The sequence below is a fragment of the Butyricimonas faecihominis genome (genome assembly GCF_033096445.1).
Classification (GTDB): domain Bacteria; phylum Bacteroidota; class Bacteroidia; order Bacteroidales; family Marinifilaceae; genus Butyricimonas; species Butyricimonas faecihominis.
This window is the reverse complement of record NZ_AP028155.1, coordinates 3,301,075-3,321,227: the sequence shown is the minus strand read 5'-3', so window position 1 is coordinate 3,321,227 and position 20,153 is coordinate 3,301,075. Positions and strand designations below refer to the sequence as shown.

Here is a 20,153-nt window from a genome sequence, read left to right as displayed (position 1 = left end):
AATAATTATTATTTAGTCAAAAACAAAGTTATGAAAAAAAATGGAGAAACGCGCTATCTTCCGCGGGGAGGATGTGTGGAAAAATGGTTATTGTTTATGCGAAATTTTCTGATTATTTTTTTGATGAGTTCTATGTCTCTGTATGCTAATCAGGTGACCATGGCTCAAAAGATTTCGATTAAGGTGAATAACGTTAATCTGAAAGCGGTAATCGAGGCTATCGAGCAACAGACAAAGTTCGGTTTCCTTTATAACGAGAACGAGGTGAGACAAGTAAAAAACTTGTCTTTGAACGTGAAGGATATGGATGTGGTAAAGGTGTTGGACTTGGTGTTGAAAGGCAGTTCGTTGGTGTATTCCATCGAGCAGGAAACAATTCTGATCTCGGCGAGGGAACGTGTGGTGGGTGATACAATAAAACCGATGGAAGAATGGGTAATTCGAGGACGGGTAACAGACAAGAAAAATGGGTCTTTACCCGGTGTATCCGTGTACATAAAAGGAACCACGAAAGGGGTGGCCACTGATTCAAAAGGAGAATATAAATTGGTTTTGGCTCCCCAGAAAAATTTGGTATTGATGTACTCATTCGTGGGAATGAAAATGAAAGAGGTGCCGGTAAGTAAGCCGGGAGTGGTAAATGTCGTTTTGGAGGATGACGTGTCGGATTTGGACGAGGTAAGGGTTATCGCGTACGGGAAGACCACGAAACGGGAAATGACGGGTGCTATGACTTCGATCAAGGGCGAGGATCTTATCAGCGTTCCGACTTCAAATCTTTCCAGTTTATTGCAGGGGCGTGTTGCCGGGTTAGATGTTTCTAACATGAGCGGGGCGCCCGGTAGTGGGGGAACGGCAACTATTCTGCGTGGATATAATACTTTGAGTGCGGAGCAACGTGATTTCAGTTCTCCCCTGTGGGTGATTGATGGTGTACCCATCACGAATATGACTTCTTCTTTAACGGGGACAAATGCTTTGGCCGAGATTGATCCGGAATCGATTGAATCTATTGAAGTGTTGAAGGATGCGGCGGCTACTTCCATGTACGGATCACGTGCAGCTAATGGAGTCATCTTGGTTACCACGAAACGGGGTAAAAACGGGGAACGTTCCATACGGGCTAACGTGTCTTATTCATGGTCTTATATCCCTGAATACCCGACAGTTTTTGCCGGTAAAGAATCTCGGAGATATAAATTGAAAGCCTTGCAGAATTATCGTCAGGCTTATATGAATGATGATTATGAGGCGGTGTATCCTAAAAGTTATCAGGATGTTTTCGGGAAGTATGGAGGAGCTTATGATTATTTCTGGGGAAATGGTAGTGAATATAATGCAAAATATATAGATCAATTGCAGGATAGTTTGAATTCGTTTTATAATAACTCGACAAATTGGTTCAAGCGTTTCTTCCAAACGGGAAAAGTCATAACGGCCAACGTGCAGTCATTGTATGGAACGGATCGTTTTAATAGTAGCGTGGGAGCTGGTTTTTATGATGAAACGGGAATTTTGAGAAATAGTGGGTTCACCCGGTTTAACTTCATGACGAATTTGGGATTTAAACCCATTGAACGTTTTAATATAGAAGTTCATTTGTCTTTGGCATACGCCCGTCGTAAACGAAATCAAGGAGAGAGTAGTAACTTGATCATGGGAGACGGTCAAAATTTAGTAAATATTCCGAAGGTGCCTTTTGAAACGTCTCCATTTTTGCCCGCAAATTCCGTGGTTGAGGAATACGTGCTGAAAAATCAAAAAGGAGTGAAGGAGAAGAATGAAGATTTATTTGGTCGTTTGAGTGTTGCTTTAACTTATAATATTGCCGATTGGCTTCGAATCTCGTCAACGAATTCTATTGGATATACATTAAGTAAACAGAATACGTTTACTCCTATGGAATTGACCACGGATGGTAAGACGGCCACTCAAGGATCATTTTTGGAAAATCGAACTTTATTAACAGAAAATCTATTGGTATTTAACAAACAATTTAAGGATCATAAGGTAGAAGCTTTGGCAGGTATTTCCACGCAGATGGATGAGGAACATGTCGTTGGAGGAATCGCTAAAGGGGGGCCTAATAATCAGGTACATTATGCTAAAAACAAATGGCCGGCGATTGACAATAGTGGCTCAACACCTCAAGCATTGCAAGCGTATAGCTCTAATTATGAAAAAGACGTGATGGTGAGTTTCTTGGGAAGATTGACTTATAGTTACAAGCAAAAATATATTTTTGGGGCTTCCGTTCGTCGGGATGGTAGTTCAAAGTTCGGGAAAGGAAAACCTTGGGGAACTTTCCCGGCGGTTAGTGCGGCTTGGGTGTTCTCTGACGAGTCATTTATGGATTGGTGTGATTGGTTGGATTTTGGAAAAATTCGTGGTAGCTGGGGAGAGACTGGAACTCAATTTACAACTCGTTATTTAGCTTATGGTTCTTTGACAACAGGCTGGACGTTTATGGGAAATTCCACGATCGTACCGGAAGCGGCCAATGGTTTGTTGAATCCCAACTTGTCTTGGGAAACAACCGGGCAGTATAATATTGGAGTGGATCTGGATTTCTTGAATTACCGGCTGAATGTGGTATTCGATTATTATAATCGTTATACCGATGATATGATGTATGCGGTCCCGCTGCCGGGAAACTATTCTCCCATGACAACACAATACCAGAATGCGGGGGCTATTTCCAATAATGGGGTGGAATTATCGTTGAGATATGACATCTTTAGAAGAGATAATTTCCGTTGGAGGTTGAATTTCAATATTGCCCGGAACTGGAATAAATTCAAAAAAAGCCATAATGGCCGGGATTTAGGGACCTATATCATTGGTGAGCCATTAAATATTATTCGGAGATTGAAGACGCAAGGCGTTATCGAGTCCGAGGATCAGATTCCGTATAAATATAATGCTTACGGTGAAAAACAATATTTACATCCGGATATGTATGAAGGGGAACGCCAGTTCTACACGGTAGGAGATATGTATTATTATGATGCGAATGGAGATGGTTTGATTAATCCCGCTTCTGATGCTATCTATGTGGGGAGTCCTCTCCCGGAGGCCCAAGGGGGTATTATGACAGAATTGCAATGGAAAGGTTTTGATTTATCCATGAATTTTACTTATTCTTTGGGGCGTACGATCATCAATGCCGGGAAGGCAGAAGCTATTGCGGTGAATAGTTCCACGTTAGACGGTCCTATTTTGGAGGATATTCGTAAATATACATTCTGGGAAAAAACCGGGGATAAAGCGGACTTTCCCAGATTATCTTATGATGTTGGAAAAAATAACACGGGAATTTACAGTGATCAGTTCGTGGAGGATGTGAATTATCTTCGGATGAAGAGTTTTGTTCTGGGTTATACTCTACCGAAGAAAGTTACGGATCGTATGCGTTTACAAAAAGTTCGAGCCTATATCAGCGGGGAGAATTTATTTACTTGGACTAATTATTCCGGAATGGACCCCGAGGCCGTTGACTTGATGACTGGATTTGATAATGTTCGAAAATATCCGTTGAATCGGAAGTTTACTTTAGGTTTGTCAATTAACTTTTAATAGAAGCTATGATGAAGAGGTTTACAATTATACTATTTCTGCCGGTGATCATGATGTTACATTCCTCGTGTAACGGGTTAATGGATATAGAGCCGGAGAATTCAATGACTTACTATAATTTTTTCAAGACGGAACAGGATTTTGAGGGGATTATGCGGGGTGCTTATGAAACTTATCGCAGTGCTTACGAGTATTCCACGCCTCGTGCTATTTCCGGGGAAATTATGGACGAGTGTGATCAATATCTGACAAAGGCATTAAGAATACTGGATGCAACAACAATTAATAGTGACGTGACTGCCTGTTCTTGGTATAGTTACTATCAAGCAATTACACAGGCAATGATGGTGATCGAGAACATTGATAAAGCTGATTTACCCAAGGAGAGACATGATTACTGGTTGGGACAAGCGCTATTTTATAAAGCTTTATGCTATTTCGAGATCGTTCGGGATTGGGGAGATTGTCCATACGTTGCGACTTCTTACAAGGTCGAACCTTTAGCTCGTAAGCCGTGGAATGAGATTTTGGATATTGCTATTTCTGATATGAAACAGGCTACTACTTTGCTCGATGTTTGGAATAACTTGACAGATGCCAGCGGGAATAAGGTAACAACGAAACAAATCCCCGGGAAAGAAGCGGCTTACGCCATGTTAGCACACATGTACGCGTGGGAAGGGAGTCTGTTAAATAATAACGACACCTTGCAAAAGGCGATAGATGCGGCAACTTGGGTTATCGAGAAAGGTGGATTCACGTTGGCGGCCGATCCGGAAGAGGTATGCACGAAGTTGCTATTAGGTAAGCATCCCGAATCTATTTTTGAACTGGAAGTGGTGTACACGGACTTGTTGTGGATGGATGTTTACATTGACGAGGAATTGTATTACCAGAGTTACCCGATAGAGCCTAATTCGGAGCCGGGAGATATTGCTTGGAAAGATATGAAAATTAAAGCGGAGAGTGTGTTGAAAATGTACAAAGAGGGAGATAAACGAAGAGATGCTTATTTCTACAAACCGGCTGAAATGATTGATGTTGAAGAAACCGAGGGATGGGCTCTTATGCAGCGTAGAAGGGATATAGTTGAAGATAAAACATGGTCATCTCCTTCCATGTGGTTCCAGAATTTTGCAGGAAACGTTATACGTACCCGTTTGGCCGATATTCTTTTGCTGCGGGCGGAATGTTACGCCAAGTTAGGAAAAGATGATCTGGCAAAATCTGACTTGGATCGGGTAAGAGACCGGGCTGGGGCAGCAAGATATACCGCGGCAGAAGGACCTATTTATAGAGCCGTTTTTGAAGAAAGGGAGAAAGAATTACTTCTTGAGCGTCATCGTTGGTATGATATGGTACGTACGGGATACTGGAAAACGGATATGACCGAGGAATATGCAAAACTAACGGATCAAGATGTTGAGGACGGGGCGTTGTACCTACCTGTTCATTATAGTGCATTCAATTCCAATAAATTAATGCGTCAAACTAGATATTGGTTAAAGAGACAATAAAATGTGAAAGCTATGAATAAGATATTTATAATACTGCTGATGGTTTTTATCGGGTCAGCTTGTACGAAAGAAAATTTTATAGACACGGGAAAGGCTTCCGGAATTTTTGACGGGAATATACTGGAATACATGAAGAATGATCCGTACAACTGGGATTCAACCGTGGTCGTTATTGAATGGGCGGGATTGACTTCCTTGTTTGAAGGGAAAGATGCGCAATATCCTGAAATAACCTTCTTTGGCCCGACCAGACTTTCCATCCTGCGCTATATGTTGAATAATGGAATCGAGCGGATAAAAGATGTTGAGCCGGAAGTGTGGAAAGAGATGATGCTTAGATACGTGATTCCGGGGAAACATATGAAAGATAGTTTTGCTGTTGGCGACATTGATGATGGGGGTGACGAGTTTACAGCAATAGCGGGGAATCGCATCCGGGTTTATCGAAAATTGAACCCTTATAAGGATACTCCGGATGTAGGTGCTGCTACCTTGCATATACAATCCATTGATACGGGGTATTCCATCGTGATGATTGCATCCGCGGACATTGAGCCTGATAACGGGGCCGTGCATTCATTAGTGTATGGCTTTACATTTGGAAAATTTTAAAACAAAAGCATTATGAAACAGATCATATACATTCTATTCATGTTTTTCGCTTTCATAGCCTGTGATGACACAAAAGTCGGTTACCTGGAAGTGGATGAGGTCAGTTATGATCCTAACACGATGATCGTTCAAAAGAACCCGGATGAGGAAGAAGAGGCGGACCGGATTGAACGGAAATACCCTTGGGTGTCTTCGCCAATACAAGGGATATTGGGAACTTACCCGATTCATTATAAAATTGCAGGAGTACATACCAGTGATGGCGATGTTGAGTCTTTTTATAATGAAGTACAACTGAGAGGAGATAGTTGTTTTGAAGTACCTTTTGAGAATTCAATAAAGGAAGGGACTTACTATATTGACGTGAATATTTATAATCAAGGGTATTCCCTCGTGAGGGATTCGCTCTTTATTATCGTGGTGGAATAAGGTAACATGAGGGTGTGTCAAAAGTCATTTTTCAAACTCCCTCCCCCCCTTCGGGGTACTCCCTCTATAAACAGAGGGAGAGTTGAAATACTCCCTGTCTTTGGGATGAGTCACCAGTTCCTCCTCTGTTTATAGAGGAGGTGGCACGAAGTGACTGAGGAGTTTTTTTGAGGATAAAATACCTTTTGACACACCCTCTTATTTCTAAGAGAATATATGAGAAAAATAGTTTTATTATTGTTGTTGGGATTTGTCCAACTTTACTCTAATGCTCAATATAAAATGGACACCTCGGTTCCCTTGAACCCGGACGTGAAACATGGAAAATTGAATAATGGGTTGACCTATTTTATTTGTAAAAATAACGAACCAGTAGGTCAAGCTGACTTTTATATCATCCAGAACGTGGGTGCGCTCATGGAAAATGATGCCCAAAATGGGTTGGCTCATTTCTTGGAACACATGGCTTTCAACGGGACGGAGAACTTTCCCGGTAACTCGATTTCTGAAATCCTGAAAAAGTACGGTGTGAGCATGAATACACACGTGAATGCGCAGACCGGACATAACGAAACCGTGTATTACTTGGCAGGAATTCCCACCAAAGAAGAGGGATTAATTGATTCTTGCTTGTTAGTACTTCACGACTGGTCACGTTATATTACTTTTGATGAAAAGACGATCGACAAGGAACGGAAAGTTATTATCGAAGAAGAGAGGACAAGAATGGATGTGGGTGAGCGATTAAGAGCCAAGACGATGCCTGTGATGCTGAAGGGGTCAAAATACGTGAAACACAACATCATCGGGAACATGGATGTGATTCGGAATTTTAAACCGCAGACACTAATTGATTATTACAACGAGTGGTATCGTCCGGATTTGCAGGCTGTTGTCGTGGTGGGAGATTTTGACGTGGAAAAGATGGAGAAGAACGTGATTGACTTATTTTCCCGGATCCCTGCCGTGAAGAATCCTACGCCGCGTCCTTTTTATCCTGTACCTTTGAAAGGGGGTGTTTCTTATTCGTTAGTTCTTGATAAAGATGTCCCTTACTCTTTTGTTTCTTTGAATATTCTTTCGGAGACGACAAAACCGGAGTTAAAAAATCACGGGTATATGAAAGAGGCTTTGGTGGAAGCTTTGTATAGTTTGATGTTTCAAAACCGGTTGGCTAAACTGACACAACAGAAGAATACGCCTTGTCTGGCTGCTGATAGCCGGATGAATGCTTTAGTACGGGGTTACCGGGTTTACGCTATCTCCACGACAGCTGCTCTAAACCAAGAAGACAAGGCGTTAGAGTTAGTGTATAAAGAAAATGAACGCTTAAAAAGATTCGGTTTCACGGAAACGGAATTAACGGATGCAAAAAAGTTGTTACTAACCAGTTTTGATAATCTTTACAAAGATAAAGGTAAACTTTCAAACGGGCAGATTGCTGCAGAACTTCAATCTTATTTCTTGGAAAATGAACCGGCCCCGGGCTTGGAGTACTATTATCGTTTTGTCCAAACCATTATTCCCCAGATCACTGTGGAGGAAGTTTCTGCCAAGGCGAAAGAGTGGATCACCCGTGATAACATGGTCATTTCGATTGCTGGGCCTAAAAATGCGATTCATCTTACCAAGGGAGAGGTGCTGAATGTGTTGAAACGAGTCGAAAAAATGGATATAGAACCTTACGAGAAGGAGAAAACAACTGCCAGAAAATTAATGATCGGAAAACTGGCAGGGGGAAAGATCGTGGAAGAGAAAGAATTACTAACATTACATGCAAAGGAGTGGATGTTGGATAATGGAGCCCGTGTCTTGTTCCGGAAAGCAAATTACGAGAAAAATCAAGTGGAGGTAATGGCCTATAGTAAAGGGGGTGCCTCTTTGTATGGTAAAGATATGCTCCCGTCTGCCATGATGTTAGGTTCTTTCATGCCGGCTTATGGAATTGGAAACCTTAGCATGAAAGAGTTGCAACAATATCTTGAAGGTAAAAATGTGAGATTCCGGGTAAGCGTGGACCCTTTGTCGGAGTCTGTTCTGGGATCAGCCACTCCTCAAACCTTGGAGACATTGATGCAATTGATTTATCTCGGTTTTGAAAAGCCACGGTTCGATAAAGTAACACACGAACTGATGATGCAACAAGCGAGAGCCTCGTTTCAAACATCACGGGTGAATGATTCCTTGCAGATGATCATGAATAATTATAATCCGAGAATCGTGTTGTATAATCAGGATTTTCTGGATCAGGTTTCGTTGGAGAAAATAGAACGGATTTACAGGGATCGTATACAAGATGCCAGTGATTTTACTTTTTTTATCGTGGGAGACGTGGAGGCGGAACAAGTTCGACCGTTAGTTGAAAAATATATTGGTTCGATTAAATCGACTTACCGGAAGGAAAATTGGAAGGATAACGGGGTTCGTTGTCCGCAGGGTGTTACCCGGAAAGTAATCGAATTGGATGGGGAGAAAGCAAAAGCGACGGAAATTGCCATTTATTCCAAGGAGATGCCCTATACCGTGAAGGATAATATTTATTTGGGGATTTTGAAATCTATTCTTAATTCCCGTTGCCTGCAAAGAATCCGGGAAGAGGTAGGGGGAACCTATAATATTGATGTGCAAGGCTCGGCGGAGCGGGAACCGTATAACGTGTACGATCTTAGTATTAGTTTTGATTGTGACCCGGCTCGTTTGGATGAATTGAGGTCCATCCTTTTCAACGTGATAGAGAAAATGGTGAAAGAGGGTCCCCGGCAGGATGAACTCGTGCAGCTTGTGATTGCTATCCGGAACGCTTACAACGAGACGATGCAACATAATCCTTTTTGGATGAATGCCCTGATGATGCAAGCGCTCTATGATTTGGATATTACTGATCCTAAGAATCAGAACGATATACTTGATTATGTTACTCCCGGGGATATTCAGGAATTTGCACGACGTTTATTCGAAAATGCCAATTTGATGGATATATCTTTCGTAACGAGAGCGAAGTGAGATCGGCTGTTAGTTGAGTGTGTGTTGGGACGGGACTTTTTAGCCCCGTCCTTTTTGTTTAAAACGGATACTGTGTTACCTTTGTCTTTCTAAAATTAAGCATAAAATGCATCTTATGGATATAAAATTACTAAGCCCTTCATGCTGGTCAGATTACGAGTTAATTGATAGTGGTGCTTTCGAGAAATTGGAACGTTTCGGGCGGTACGTGATTGCCCGGCCGGAGCCGCAGGCGATATGGAACAAATCGCTTCCCGACGTGGAATGGCAGCAACGGGCGGATGCTTATTTCAAGAAGGATAAGAAAAGCGAGGACCGGGGAGAATGGATTTGCAAGCCTAAAATGCCACAGCAATGGTTCGTGAATTACCGTTACGGGGAGATGAATCTCCGGATGCGTTTGGGATTGACTTCTTTCAAGCACGTGGGGATATTCCCGGAACAGGCGGAGAATTGGAATTTTATATTCGATCAAGTGAAACGAATTGGTTCGGAGGCAAAAGTGTTGAACCTGTTTGCTTACACCGGGGGTGCTACTCTTGCGGCGAAGAGTGCCGGGGCGGATGTTACCCATGTGGATTCGGTGAAGCCGGTTGTTTCTTGGGCTAGGGAAAACATGGAAGCTTCGAAATTGGATGGTGTTCGCTGGATCGTGGATGATGCTTTAAAGTTCGTACAGAGGGAAGTACGTCGGGGTAAAAAATATAACGGGATCATTCTGGACCCTCCGGCTTACGGGCGCGGTGCGAATGGCGAGAAATGGGTATTGGAAGAAAATATCAACGAGTTGATCACCTTGTGTGGGCAATTGTTGGAAGGTTCTAATAGTTTCCTTGTGCTTAATTTGTATTCCATGGGGTTATCAGCCTTGTTGGCCCGGAGCATCGTGCGGCAGTTGGTCGGTGATTGTACCGGGGAACAATTCGGAGAGTTGTATTTTACCGATTCATACGGGAAATCGTTACCGTTAGGAGTTTATTATCGGTTGTGGCGTAAGTAGTGTGGTTTTATATTATTACTTTTGTATTTATAAAAGCAATAATATGACACAAAAGGATGCAATAAAGCTATTTGAAGAAAGAAAGATTCGTACAGTTTGGGATGAAGACCAAGAAAAGTGGTATTTTTCAGTTGTAGATATTGTTTCTGTATTGACAGATAGTGCTAATCCGACTGATTACTTGAAAAAAGTAAGAAAACGTGATTCTGAATTGGGATTGTTCATGGGGACAAATTGTCCCCAGGTAATGATGATGACCGAAACGGGTAAGAGGCGTAAAACACTTGCTGCAGATACGGAATCCCTTTTTCGAATTATTCAGTCGATCCCCTCTCCTAAAGCGGAACCTTTTAAATTGTGGATGGCACAAGTAGCTAAAGAACGTCTGGATCAACTGGAGGATCCTGAGTTGTCGATCGAGCAAGCCTTGTTAGACTATAAACGATTGGGTTATTCGGATAATTGGATAAACCAACGTCTAAAAAGTATAGAAGTGCGAAAGGAGCTTACTGATGAATGGAAATGTCGGGGAGTGAAGGAAGGTGTGCAATTTGCTGCATTGACAGATATAATAACGCAAGCTTGGGCTGGACTGACTACTCGAGAATATAAACAATTAAAGGGTTTAAAAAAAGAAAATCTTAGAGATAACATGACCAATATGGAGTTGATTCTAAATATGCTTGCAGAAGCGACGACAACCGAAATATCGAAAGAACGTGAACCGAAAACATTTGAAGAAAATCGACATATTGCGAATCAAGGAGGTCAAATCGCAGGTAATACTCGGAAAGAAATTGAAATTCAGACAGGTAAAAGTATAATTTCTCCATTAAATGCAAAAGATTATTTGCAACTTGGAAATTCGGAGAAGGATGATTAGTTTATTATTTGGGCTGGATTAAAAATCGGCTTACTTGTGTGATAATAGACGGATCGTATAAGAAAATAAAATCCTCATTTGGTGATTTGTGCTGATTTCCTTATCTTTGCACACTCAATGAAAAATATTAAATCTAAAAAATAAAATAAATGGCAACAACGGCTGATTTTAGAAATGGATTATGTATCGTTTTCAAAGACGATTTATACAGAATTGTACAGTTTCAACACGTGAAACCCGGTAAAGGTCCCGCTTTCGTGAGAACGAAGATGCAGAACATCAAAACCGGTCGTACCTTGGAAAATACCTTTACGTCAGGAGTGAAGATTGATGTAGTACGTATCGAGAGACGTCCCTATCAATTCCTGTATATGGAAGGAGAGGACTATATCATGATGCACACGGAAACTTTCGAGCAAATTCCTATTGCAAAAGATTTAATCAATGCTCCCCAGTTCTTGAAAGAAGGTGATGCTGTTGAAATGGTTGTACATGCCGACACGGAAACCCCGTTATATGTTGAGTTGTTGCCGACCGTTGTTTTGGAAGTAACTTACACGGAGCCGGGATTGAAAGGTGATACCGCTTCTTCCACGGCGTTGAAACCGGCAGAAGTAGAAACCGGTGCAAGAGTGATGGTTCCTCTTTTTATCAATACCGGTGAGAAAATTCGTATCAAAACGGAAGACGGTACTTACGTGGAACGTGTGAAAGAATAAAAAGATTGAGTGATTTATGATTGGCGATTCTGTGATTATATTCACTGAAAGAAATCACGGAATCGGCAATCGTGGAATCATGGAATAATATTAGATTTCAATTTCTCCTTGGGCCTTGACTTGGAGTTTTTGAATAACTTTTTCAGCGGAGTTTTGCTCCGCTTCTTTTTTTGATGCACCTATGCCTTGGGCCATGATGTCCTCGCCGATAGAGATTGTGCAGACGAATTTAGAGCGACGGGCATTACTTTCAATCGTTTCGATATTCAGGTCAATCTTTTGTTTTTGTGCCCATTCAATCAAGCGACTCTTGTAGTTTTTGTCAACGTACACGAGGTCTTCCAAGTTCACGTAGTGAGGGAAGATGTAATTCTCGATAAACGCTTTGGTTTTGTCGTATCCTTGATCCAAGTAGATGGCTCCAGTGAAAGCCTCGAATACATCACCGTAGATATGTTTGTTTTTGGAAATATCCGATTTGGCAATTACTTCCTCGCTCAACCCCATTTTGATGGCAATGATATTCAATGATTCGCGGCTCACGATCTTGGAGCGTAAGCGGGTCATAAATCCCTCGTCCTTGTTGGGGAAAAATTTGTACAGGATTTCAGCGACAATAGCTCCCAGCACGGCATCGCCCAAGAATTCGAGACGCTCGTAATTCAAGACGGTTCCGCTTTTCGTGTATCTGGACGCCGATTTATGTAACAATGCTAGGGTATATAAACCCTTATTACCGGGAACAAATCCCCATTCCGAAATAGACAATCCATAAAACTTTTCCTTCCTGTGAAGGTAAAGTTTTATGGATTGAATTATTTTACGAATCACTTCCCCAAAATTTTAGTTAGTGATTACTTTTTAAATACAACGCAAGCATTGTGTCCTCCGAAACCGAAAGTGTTACTGATGGCTACATTGATTTCTTTCTCTTGAGCCTTATTGAACGTGAAATTCAGCTTGGGATCCAGTTCCGGATCAAGGTTGCTGAAATTAATGGTAGGGGGTACAATGTTGTTTTTCACAGCCAGAACACAAGCGATCGCTTCCAAGGCACCGGCGGCACCTAATAAATGTCCTGTCATTGATTTGGTGGAACTGATGTTCAGATCATAAGCGTGTTCACCAAATGCTCTCTGAATGGCCTTAGGTTCTGCCACATCTCCGAGTCCGGTAGACGTTCCGTGAACGTTGATATAATCAACATCTTTCGGGGTTAGTCCGGCGTCTTCCAACGCGAGTAACATAACATCGGCTGCACCTTCTCCTTCCGGGTCCGGGGCTGTCATGTGGTAAGCATCGCAATTGGCTCCGCCTCCCGCGAGTTCCGCGTAGATGTGAGCACCTCTTTTTACTGCATGTTCGTACTCTTCCACGACTAGGCAAGCACCGCCTTCGCCGATAACGAATCCGTCACGGTCAACGTCGAAAGGACGCGAGGCTGTTTTCGGGTCATCATTACGAGTGGATAAAGCTTTCATGGAATTGAAACCACCTACACCCGGGGGGGTGATGGCTGCTTCGGATCCACCGGCAAGTATCACGTCTGCTTTTCCTAATCGGATCAGATTTAATGCATCTACTAACGAGTGTGCGGATGATGCACAGGCTGAAACCGTCGTGTAGTTCGGACCCTTTAGGCCTTCTTCTATGGCGATCATGGCTCCACCCATGTTGGCAATCATCTTGGGTATAAAGAACGGGTTGAATCTGGGAGTTCCGTCTCCTAATGCAAAAGTTTTGCATTCTTCGTAGAACGTATCCAAACCACCGATACCTGCACCCCAGATTACACCGATTCTCTTTCTGTCCTCTTGCGAGAAATCGAGTCCGGCATCTTTCACGGCCTCCCTAGAACAAATTAGGGCAAACTGGCTGTAAAGATCCATTTTACGGACCTCCTTCTTGTCGAAGTATTCCGTGGGCTCGTAGTTTTTAACTTCGCAAGCGAATTGCGTGCGAAATTTAGATGCATCAAAACGAGTAATAGGACCGGCGCCACTGACGCCACCTTTCAAGTTCTCCCAGAATTCGGCCACGTTATGACCCAAGGGATTAATAGTTCCAAGACCAGTTATTACTACTCGTTTGAAATTCATAGATAAAATATTAAATTATTGAGCGTTAGCTTCAACGTATGCAATAGCATCGCCCACGGTAGCGATTTTCTCTGCTTGATCATCCGGAATAGTGATGTTGAATTCTTTTTCCAATTCCATGATCAACTCTACCGTATCCAAAGAGTCAGCTCCTAAGTCGTTAGTAAACGTTGCTTCAGGTTTAACTTCACTTTCGTCAACTCCTAATTTATCAACAATGATAGCTTTAACTCTGTTTTGAATGTCAGACATAACTTTAAATTTTAATTAGACATTTTTTTAATTCACACTTGCGTCTACAAGAGACGCGCATAACTCTCTAAGTTCGGGGGCAAAGTTAGAGAATTTATTTTTCCTAGAAAATTTTTTGGCATGAATAAAGTTTTCTTATCTTTATGCGTTTGATTTTTAATAGATTACAGGATGAAAAAAATAGCAATATTTGCCTCTGGTTCAGGTTCTAACGCTGAAAATATCATTAATTATTTTAAAAATGACACCGAAAATGTCGTGAAAATCGTGTTTTGTAACAAACCCGATGCCTATGTTTTGGAACGGGCGAAACGTTTAAACGTACCGACATTTGTTTTCGGGCGGGAAGAGTTCTCTCATTCTGACTTGGTTTTGAATGAATTGAAACGATTGGATATTGATCTGATCGTGTTGGCGGGTTTTCTCTGGAAGGTGCCGGATGCCATTATTGAGGCCTATGAAAATCGGGTAATTAACATCCATCCGGCCCTGTTACCCTCTTACGGGGGCAAGGGTATGTACGGCATGAAAGTACACGAGGCGGTGATCGCTGCCGGGGAAAGAGAAAGCGGTATCACGATTCATTACGTGAATAATCATTATGACGAGGGGACAACTATTTTTCAGGCTAAATGTGAAATCGTCCCGGGCGACACACCAGAGATGCTGGCAACGAAAGTCCATGCCTTGGAATACGAGCATTTTCCTCGTGTGATCAAGGAATTATTAGAAAAGGGTTTATAAAGTTCATAAAGTCCATAAAGTTCATAAGGTGAATAGATTCTGTGGATTTGCGATTTTGCGACGTCAATGTCATTGGTTCGTTTTTATGCCTGAATCAACTTTGTGAACTTTACGGTTTTGTAAACTTTATAGACCTTGTGAACTTTATAAACTTTATGAACTAATTTGTTATGAGGAGGTTTATTCTTTTACTAGGCGTGTTGTTAGCCGGTTTGTGGGTGCAGGCCGGGGAGGCAAGGTTATTAAGGTTCCCGCATAGCGTGGGGGACAAGTTGGTATTCTCGTATGCCGGGGATCTTTATTTGGTTTCGGCCGGGGGAGGAACGGCCCGTCGGTTGACCTCGCACGTGGGGTACGAGATGTTTCCTCGTATTTCCCCGGATGGAAAATATATCGCCTTCACCGGGCAATATGATGGTAACACGGAAGTATTTGTCATCCCCGTGGAGGGGGGCGAACCTCGTCGCTTGACTTACACGGCCACGCTGAAACGGGATGATCTAGGGGATCGCATGGGGCCGAACAACGTGGTGATCGGTTGGACCCCGGATAGTAAACGGATTCTTTATCGTTCCCGGAGATATACTTTTAACGATTTTACCGGGCAACTGTTCACGGTCCCGGTGGAGGGAGGGATGTCCGAGGAAGTACCTTTAAAGAATGGCGGCTTTGCCTCTTATTCTCCGGATGGAAAGAAATTAGCTTACAATTATATTTTCCGGGAATTCCGGGCGTGGAAACGTTATCAAGGTGGTATGGCAGATGACATCCGGGTGTTTGATTTCAACACGAAGAAATCCGAGCGGATTACCGACAACGTGCGGCAGGACGTGTTCCCGATGTGGTCACCGGACGGGAATACTATATATTATATATCTGACCGGGGTGACATCATGAATCTTTACGCCTACGACGTGAACACGAAAGAGGATAAACAATTGACTTCTTACAAAGAATACGATATAAAATTTCCCGCGATAGGTGACAAGCTAATCGTGTACGAGCAAGGAGGGTATATTTACGGGTACGATTTGCAGAGTGGTAAGGAATCCAAGATCACGATAAACATTGATAACGATCAGGTTTATTCTCGTCCGACCTTGACTGATGTAAGCGGCCAGATTTCGAGTATCGCGGTTGCTCCCGGTGGGGAGAGGGTGGTTGTGGCTGCCCGTGGGGATATTTTCTCTTTGCCCGTGAAAGAGGGTATTACCTATAACTTAACCAATTCTTCCGATGCTAACGATATGCAGGTGGGGTGGTCACCGGACGGGAAATACATCAGTTACGTTTCCGACAAGGACGGGGAATTCAATATTTATCTCCGGGACGTGGCGACGGGAAAGGAACGGAAACTGATCAAGAATCTGAAAAGTTATATCTTCAATTATAAATGGTCCCCGGATTCCAAGAAAATTCTCTGGAGCGAAAAAGGAAACACGTTGAATATATCTGACGTGGAAAGCGGGAACCGGAAGATCGTGGAAAAATCGGGTATCCGTTCCATGACGTCCTATAACTGGTCTCCCGATAGCAAATATGTCACTTACGTTCGTCCGGAAACGACGATGGATAACATCATCGTGTATCATGTTGAAAGTGGCGAGAAACACCAAGTTACCGACGGGTGGTTCGGTTCCAGTTCACCGAATTTCAGCGAGGACGGGAAATACCTTGTGTTTGTTTCTGCCCGCACATTCTCCCCGACGTATGGACGGACGGAATGGAATCACGTGTATAATGATATGAATAAGGTGTACATACTGCCTTTGGCGAAAGATGCCCCGGTATTGTTCGCCCCTAAAAATGATGTTGTCCGGGTGGAGACAACCGTGAAAGAAAAGGATAAGAAGAAAGAGAGTGAAGACAAAGGTGTCGTGTATGATTTCACGAATTTGGAAAGTCGTCTTGTCGAATTGCCCGTGTTGGCATCGAATTACTATGGTAACGTGCATATGCTGGGGAACCGGGTATATTATAACCGGGGAGGCCGCACGCTGATTTATGATCTGAACGGGAAGAAAGAAACCGACACGGGTGGGGACATAGAGTTTTCTCCCGGTTACAAAAAGGCTATCGTTTCTTCGGGTTCTGCGTTCCAAGTGGAGGACCTTCCGGTGCTTTCCGCTAACGTGACTTCTCCCGTTCCCACGAAAGGGGTGAAACGGGTGATTGACTACCATCAAGAATGGATGCAGATCTATAACGAGAGCTGGCGGCAGATGCGTGATTTCTTCTATGCCAAGAATATGCACGGCGTGGACTGGGATCACGTGTACGAGAAATATAAAGTGCTGGTGCCTTACGTGAATCATCGTACGGACTTGACTTATATTATCGGGGAGATGATCGCGGAATTGAGTGTCGGACATGCTTACTCGATTAACGGGCGGGTTCCGATGCCCGAGAGAATTGATATGGGGTTGCTGGGTGCTAAATTCGTGAAAGATAAATCCGGTTATTTTAAAGTGACCGAGGTGATCGAGGGAGCCAACTGGGAAGCCTCCACCCGCTCGCCTTTGACCATGCCGGGCGTGGAGGTGAAAGCGGGTGACTATATTCTGGCCATTAACGGGAAATCGTTGAAAGAGGTAGATAACCTGTTCTCCGAGTTGATCGATATGGCTGGTAAGACGGTTGAATTGACCGTGAACACGACCCCGACCGAGAAGGAGGCCCGTAACGTGTTGGTTGTTCCGTTGGCTGACGAATCGAAATTGTATTATTATAATTGGGTACAGAATAATATTCGTAAGGTAAACGAGGCCACGAACGGAGAGGTCGGGTATATTCATATCCCGGATATGGGTGTTGACGGTTTGAACGAGTTCGTGAAACATTATTACCCGCAGTTGAATAAGAAGGCCTTGATCATTGACGATCGAGGAAATGGCGGGGGAAACGTGTCCCCGATGATTACCGAACGTTTGATGCGTACGCCGACTTTCTACACGATGCACACGAACCAAACTTCCGGGTCGGTAAGTCCGGTTGGTACGTTCTTGGGGCCGAAGGTGTTGCTGGTAAACGAGTATTCCGCCTCTGACGGGGATCTTTTCCCGTATCGATTCAAGTATAATCATTTGGGAACGATTATAGGTCGTCGCACGTGGGGCGGTGTTGTTGGATATAGCGGTTCGATCCGGGTGGTTGATGGCGGTTCCATCGTGACGCCGTCATACGCGCCGTTCGCGGCAGATGGCAGCGAGTTTATTATCGAGGGAACGGGAGTTACTCCTCACATTGATATTGAAAACGATCCTTATTTAGAGTATAATGGTGAGGATCAACAGTTAAATAGAGCGATTCAAGTGATTCTGGAAAAGTTAAAGACCGAGAAGAAGGAGATTCCGTCAATCCCCGCTTTCCCGAATAAAGCGGCAAAGAAGAAATAGTACCGATCATACGTGAGAATATAAAGAGTGTTTGGCTGTGATGCCAGGCACTCTTCTTTTTTTTAGTGTGTTTTTGTGATTTAACAAGGGGGATTAACCTTGAATAAATCCTTGTTAATACCTTGTGTGTGAATATAAAATGAATGTTTCATGATTACTTCTAGATCACTACCGGATAAACTAGTTTAAACATCCTATTAAAATTCTAATAGAACGCTATTATATATAGCGTTTTAATAGGGATTTAATAGCGTTTTAATAGCGCTTTACACGATAGTGATCCGCTAGATTTCAAGATGTGATCATAAAATATGTGTGATTATCAGTTTGTTTACCATTTATATACCGACAGACAACCGATAAGGTAGTTTTTAAAATTTTCGTACGGTGGGTGAAATGGGAATTTTATATTTCGTATTTTTGCACGATAAAATTGGACTGGGAAAATGAGTACGAAAGAGGTAGAGTGGGACGGGTTGCCTGTCCCGAAACGATACTGGGCGATTCTTGCCATTGCCATGGGAATTACGGTTTCCGTGTTGGACGGCACGATTGCTAACGTGGCGTTGCCGTCTATCGCGGAGGATTTGCAGGCGACGCCATCTATGTCAATCTGGATCGTGAATGCCTACCAGTTGGCGATCGTGGTTTCCTTGTTGTCCTTGTCTTCGTTGGGTGATATTTTGGGCTATCGACGGGTATATATCGGGGGATTGCTCATATTTAGCGTGACTTCATTAGCTTGTGCGCTTTCCAATTCTTTGCTGACGTTGACGGTAGCCCGTGTATTTCAAGGTTTTGGTGCGGCTGCTTTGGCAAGCGTGAATACTTCTTTGATCCGGATTATTTATCCCAAACGACATTTGGGGCGGGGAATGGGTATCAATGCGCTAGTGGTTGCCGTGTCGGCGGCAGGGGGGCCGACGATTGCGGCAGGAATTTTGTCTGTCGCCTCTTGGCAGTGGTTGTTCGCGATAAATGTTCCCATTGTTATCGTGGCTTTGATTTTATCTTTCCGTTTTTTGCCCGTGAATCCGGTAAAAAGAAGTGGGCGGAAGTTTGATTGGATTAGCGGGTTGATGAACGCTTTTACATTCGGGTTATTGATTTTCTCGATCGAGGGGTTCACTCACGGGGTGAGTTTGTCCGTGTTGCTCCCGGGGATTGGGGTGGTTCTGTTGGTTGGTTACTTTTTCGTGCGTCGCCAGTTGTCGCAGGAATATCCCTTGTTGCCTGTCGATTTGTTGAAGATACCGATTTTTTCGTTGTCTGTTGGGACGTCCGTGTGTTCTTTCGTGGCACAGATGCTGGCCATGGTTTCTTTGCCTTTCTTTTTGCAGCACACGTTGGGACTGGATGAGGTGGCGACGGGATTGTTGCTGACCCCTTGGCCGTTGGCGACGATGATCGCGGCTCCTTTGGCCGGGAGGTTGATCGAACGGGTTCATGCCGGGTTGTTGGGTGGTGTGGGATTGTCGATATTTTCCGCGGGATTATTTTTATTAGCTGTCTTCGCGGATCAGGTTTCCAACGCTGGGATTGCTTTGTTTATGGCTATGTGTGGATTCGGGTTCGGGTTATTCCAGACGCCGAATAATAGTATATTAATTTCTTCCGCGCCACAGAACAGGAGTGGCGGGGCTAGCGGTATGCTGGGTATGGCCCGTTTGACCGGACAGACTACGGGCGCTTCGTTGGTGGCATTAATGTTTGTTGTTTTTCCGGTGGACGGGACGTATGCTTCCCTCTATTTTGCTGGAGGGTTTGCCACGCTTGCTGCTATCGTGAGTTTTACCCGGGTTTCCTTGCCGGAACCGGAGATGCTGATGACGACGAAAAAGAAGAAGACAGTATGATTTAAAAAGAGGTTTCTACATAAGATTGTTTATTTAGAAAATACAGTTGTTGATTAATTCCGTAAATT

General features: G+C 43.4%; 14 protein-coding genes. 11 read left to right on the top strand and 3 right to left on the bottom strand.

Annotation, left to right across the window (positions count from 1 at the left end; genetic code table 11):
- Window positions 1-30: 30 nt before the first annotated feature.
- The 8 genes from R8806_RS13755 (at window position 31) to efp (ending at window position 11,739) form a co-directional block, all read left to right on the top strand.
- Entirely contained in the window at window positions 31-3,576 is a 3,546-nt protein-coding gene (locus R8806_RS13755) for a TonB-dependent receptor (protein WP_124316771.1), read from the top strand.
- Window positions 3,577-3,584: 8 nt separating this feature from the next.
- On the top strand, window positions 3,585-5,093 hold the full coding sequence (locus R8806_RS13750; RefSeq protein WP_124316772.1) for a RagB/SusD family nutrient uptake outer membrane protein: 1,509 nt from the start codon (window positions 3,585-3,587) through the stop codon (window positions 5,091-5,093).
- Window positions 5,094-5,105: 12 nt separating this feature from the next.
- Window positions 5,106-5,705: a fasciclin domain-containing protein gene (locus R8806_RS13745; RefSeq protein WP_124316773.1), complete on the top strand. Its 600-nt coding sequence runs from the start codon at window positions 5,106-5,108 to the stop codon at window positions 5,703-5,705.
- A gap of 12 nt (window positions 5,706-5,717) precedes the next feature.
- Window positions 5,718-6,134, top strand: coding sequence for a hypothetical protein (locus R8806_RS13740; RefSeq protein ID WP_124316774.1), 417 nt, complete (start codon window positions 5,718-5,720; stop codon window positions 6,132-6,134).
- A gap of 216 nt (window positions 6,135-6,350) precedes the next feature.
- Window positions 6,351-9,137: a M16 family metallopeptidase gene (locus R8806_RS13735; RefSeq protein WP_124317588.1), complete on the top strand. Its 2,787-nt coding sequence runs from the start codon at window positions 6,351-6,353 to the stop codon at window positions 9,135-9,137.
- 115 nt (window positions 9,138-9,252) lie between these two features.
- On the top strand, window positions 9,253-10,137 hold the full coding sequence (locus tag R8806_RS13730) for a class I SAM-dependent methyltransferase (protein WP_124317589.1): 885 nt from the start codon (window positions 9,253-9,255) through the stop codon (window positions 10,135-10,137).
- Between the two features lie 43 nt (window positions 10,138-10,180).
- A complete protein-coding gene (locus R8806_RS13725) occupies window positions 10,181-11,020 on the top strand; it encodes a BRO-N domain-containing protein (protein ID WP_118303006.1) in 840 nt (279 codons plus the stop codon).
- Window positions 11,021-11,169: 149 nt separating this feature from the next.
- Complete coding sequence (efp, locus tag R8806_RS13720) at window positions 11,170-11,739, top strand: elongation factor P (protein ID WP_027200891.1); 570 nt, start codon at window positions 11,170-11,172, stop codon at window positions 11,737-11,739.
- A gap of 90 nt (window positions 11,740-11,829) precedes the next feature.
- Here the strand turns inward: efp and rnc are convergent, their stop codons facing one another.
- Genes rnc through R8806_RS13705 form a run of 3 tightly spaced genes read right to left on the bottom strand, consistent with a single transcriptional unit; the run spans window position 11,830 to window position 14,090 of the window.
- Window positions 11,830-12,570, bottom strand: coding sequence for a ribonuclease III (rnc, locus tag R8806_RS13715; RefSeq protein ID WP_229782970.1), 741 nt, complete (start codon window positions 12,568-12,570; stop codon window positions 11,830-11,832).
- Window positions 12,571-12,593: 23 nt separating this feature from the next.
- On the bottom strand, window positions 12,594-13,838 hold the full coding sequence (gene fabF, locus R8806_RS13710; protein WP_087419369.1) for a beta-ketoacyl-ACP synthase II: 1,245 nt from the start codon (window positions 13,836-13,838) through the stop codon (window positions 12,594-12,596).
- Window positions 13,839-13,853: 15 nt separating this feature from the next.
- On the bottom strand, window positions 13,854-14,090 hold the full coding sequence (locus tag R8806_RS13705) for an acyl carrier protein (RefSeq protein WP_027200888.1): 237 nt from the start codon (window positions 14,088-14,090) through the stop codon (window positions 13,854-13,856).
- A gap of 171 nt (window positions 14,091-14,261) precedes the next feature.
- Here R8806_RS13705 and purN point away from each other — a divergent pair, with 171 nt between their 5' ends.
- From purN to R8806_RS13690, 3 genes are all read left to right on the top strand, one after another.
- Window positions 14,262-14,834: a phosphoribosylglycinamide formyltransferase gene (purN, locus tag R8806_RS13700; protein ID WP_151411722.1), complete on the top strand. Its 573-nt coding sequence runs from the start codon at window positions 14,262-14,264 to the stop codon at window positions 14,832-14,834.
- Window positions 14,835-15,004: 170 nt separating this feature from the next.
- Window positions 15,005-18,229 carry a S41 family peptidase gene (locus R8806_RS13695; RefSeq protein WP_164719864.1) on the top strand — a complete coding sequence of 1,075 codons (3,225 nt, stop codon included), beginning with the start codon at window positions 15,005-15,007 and terminating at the stop codon, window positions 18,227-18,229.
- A 446-nt stretch (window positions 18,230-18,675) separates the two neighbouring features.
- Window positions 18,676-20,085, top strand: coding sequence for an MFS transporter (locus R8806_RS13690; RefSeq protein WP_124317864.1), 1,410 nt, complete (start codon window positions 18,676-18,678; stop codon window positions 20,083-20,085).
- The last annotated feature ends 68 nt before the right edge of the window (window positions 20,086-20,153 follow it).

What these genes read in the sequence shown, in the direction of transcription:
- R8806_RS13690 (WP_124317864.1), top strand. Translation starts at nt 18,676, where the DNA reads ATGAGTACGAAAGAGGTAGAGTGGGACGGGTTGCCTGTCCCGAAACGA.
- R8806_RS13725 (WP_118303006.1), top strand. Translation starts at nt 10,181, where the DNA reads ATGACACAAAAGGATGCAATAAAGCTATTTGAAGAAAGAAAGATTCGT.
- R8806_RS13740 (WP_124316774.1), top strand. Translation starts at nt 5,718, where the DNA reads ATGAAACAGATCATATACATTCTATTCATGTTTTTCGCTTTCATAGCC.
- R8806_RS13730 (WP_124317589.1), top strand. Translation starts at nt 9,253, where the DNA reads ATGGATATAAAATTACTAAGCCCTTCATGCTGGTCAGATTACGAGTTA.
- efp (WP_027200891.1), top strand. Translation starts at nt 11,170, where the DNA reads ATGGCAACAACGGCTGATTTTAGAAATGGATTATGTATCGTTTTCAAA.
- R8806_RS13745 (WP_124316773.1), top strand. Translation starts at nt 5,106, where the DNA reads ATGAATAAGATATTTATAATACTGCTGATGGTTTTTATCGGGTCAGCT.
- R8806_RS13755 (WP_124316771.1), top strand. Translation starts at nt 31, where the DNA reads ATGAAAAAAAATGGAGAAACGCGCTATCTTCCGCGGGGAGGATGTGTG.
- R8806_RS13695 (WP_164719864.1), top strand. Translation starts at nt 15,005, where the DNA reads ATGAGGAGGTTTATTCTTTTACTAGGCGTGTTGTTAGCCGGTTTGTGG.
- fabF (WP_087419369.1), bottom strand. Translation starts at nt 13,838, where the DNA reads ATGAATTTCAAACGAGTAGTAATAACTGGTCTTGGAACTATTAATCCC.
- purN (WP_151411722.1), top strand. Translation starts at nt 14,262, where the DNA reads ATGAAAAAAATAGCAATATTTGCCTCTGGTTCAGGTTCTAACGCTGAA.
- R8806_RS13735 (WP_124317588.1), top strand. Translation starts at nt 6,351, where the DNA reads ATGAGAAAAATAGTTTTATTATTGTTGTTGGGATTTGTCCAACTTTAC.
- R8806_RS13750 (WP_124316772.1), top strand. Translation starts at nt 3,585, where the DNA reads ATGATGAAGAGGTTTACAATTATACTATTTCTGCCGGTGATCATGATG.
- R8806_RS13705 (WP_027200888.1), bottom strand. Translation starts at nt 14,090, where the DNA reads ATGTCTGACATTCAAAACAGAGTTAAAGCTATCATTGTTGATAAATTA.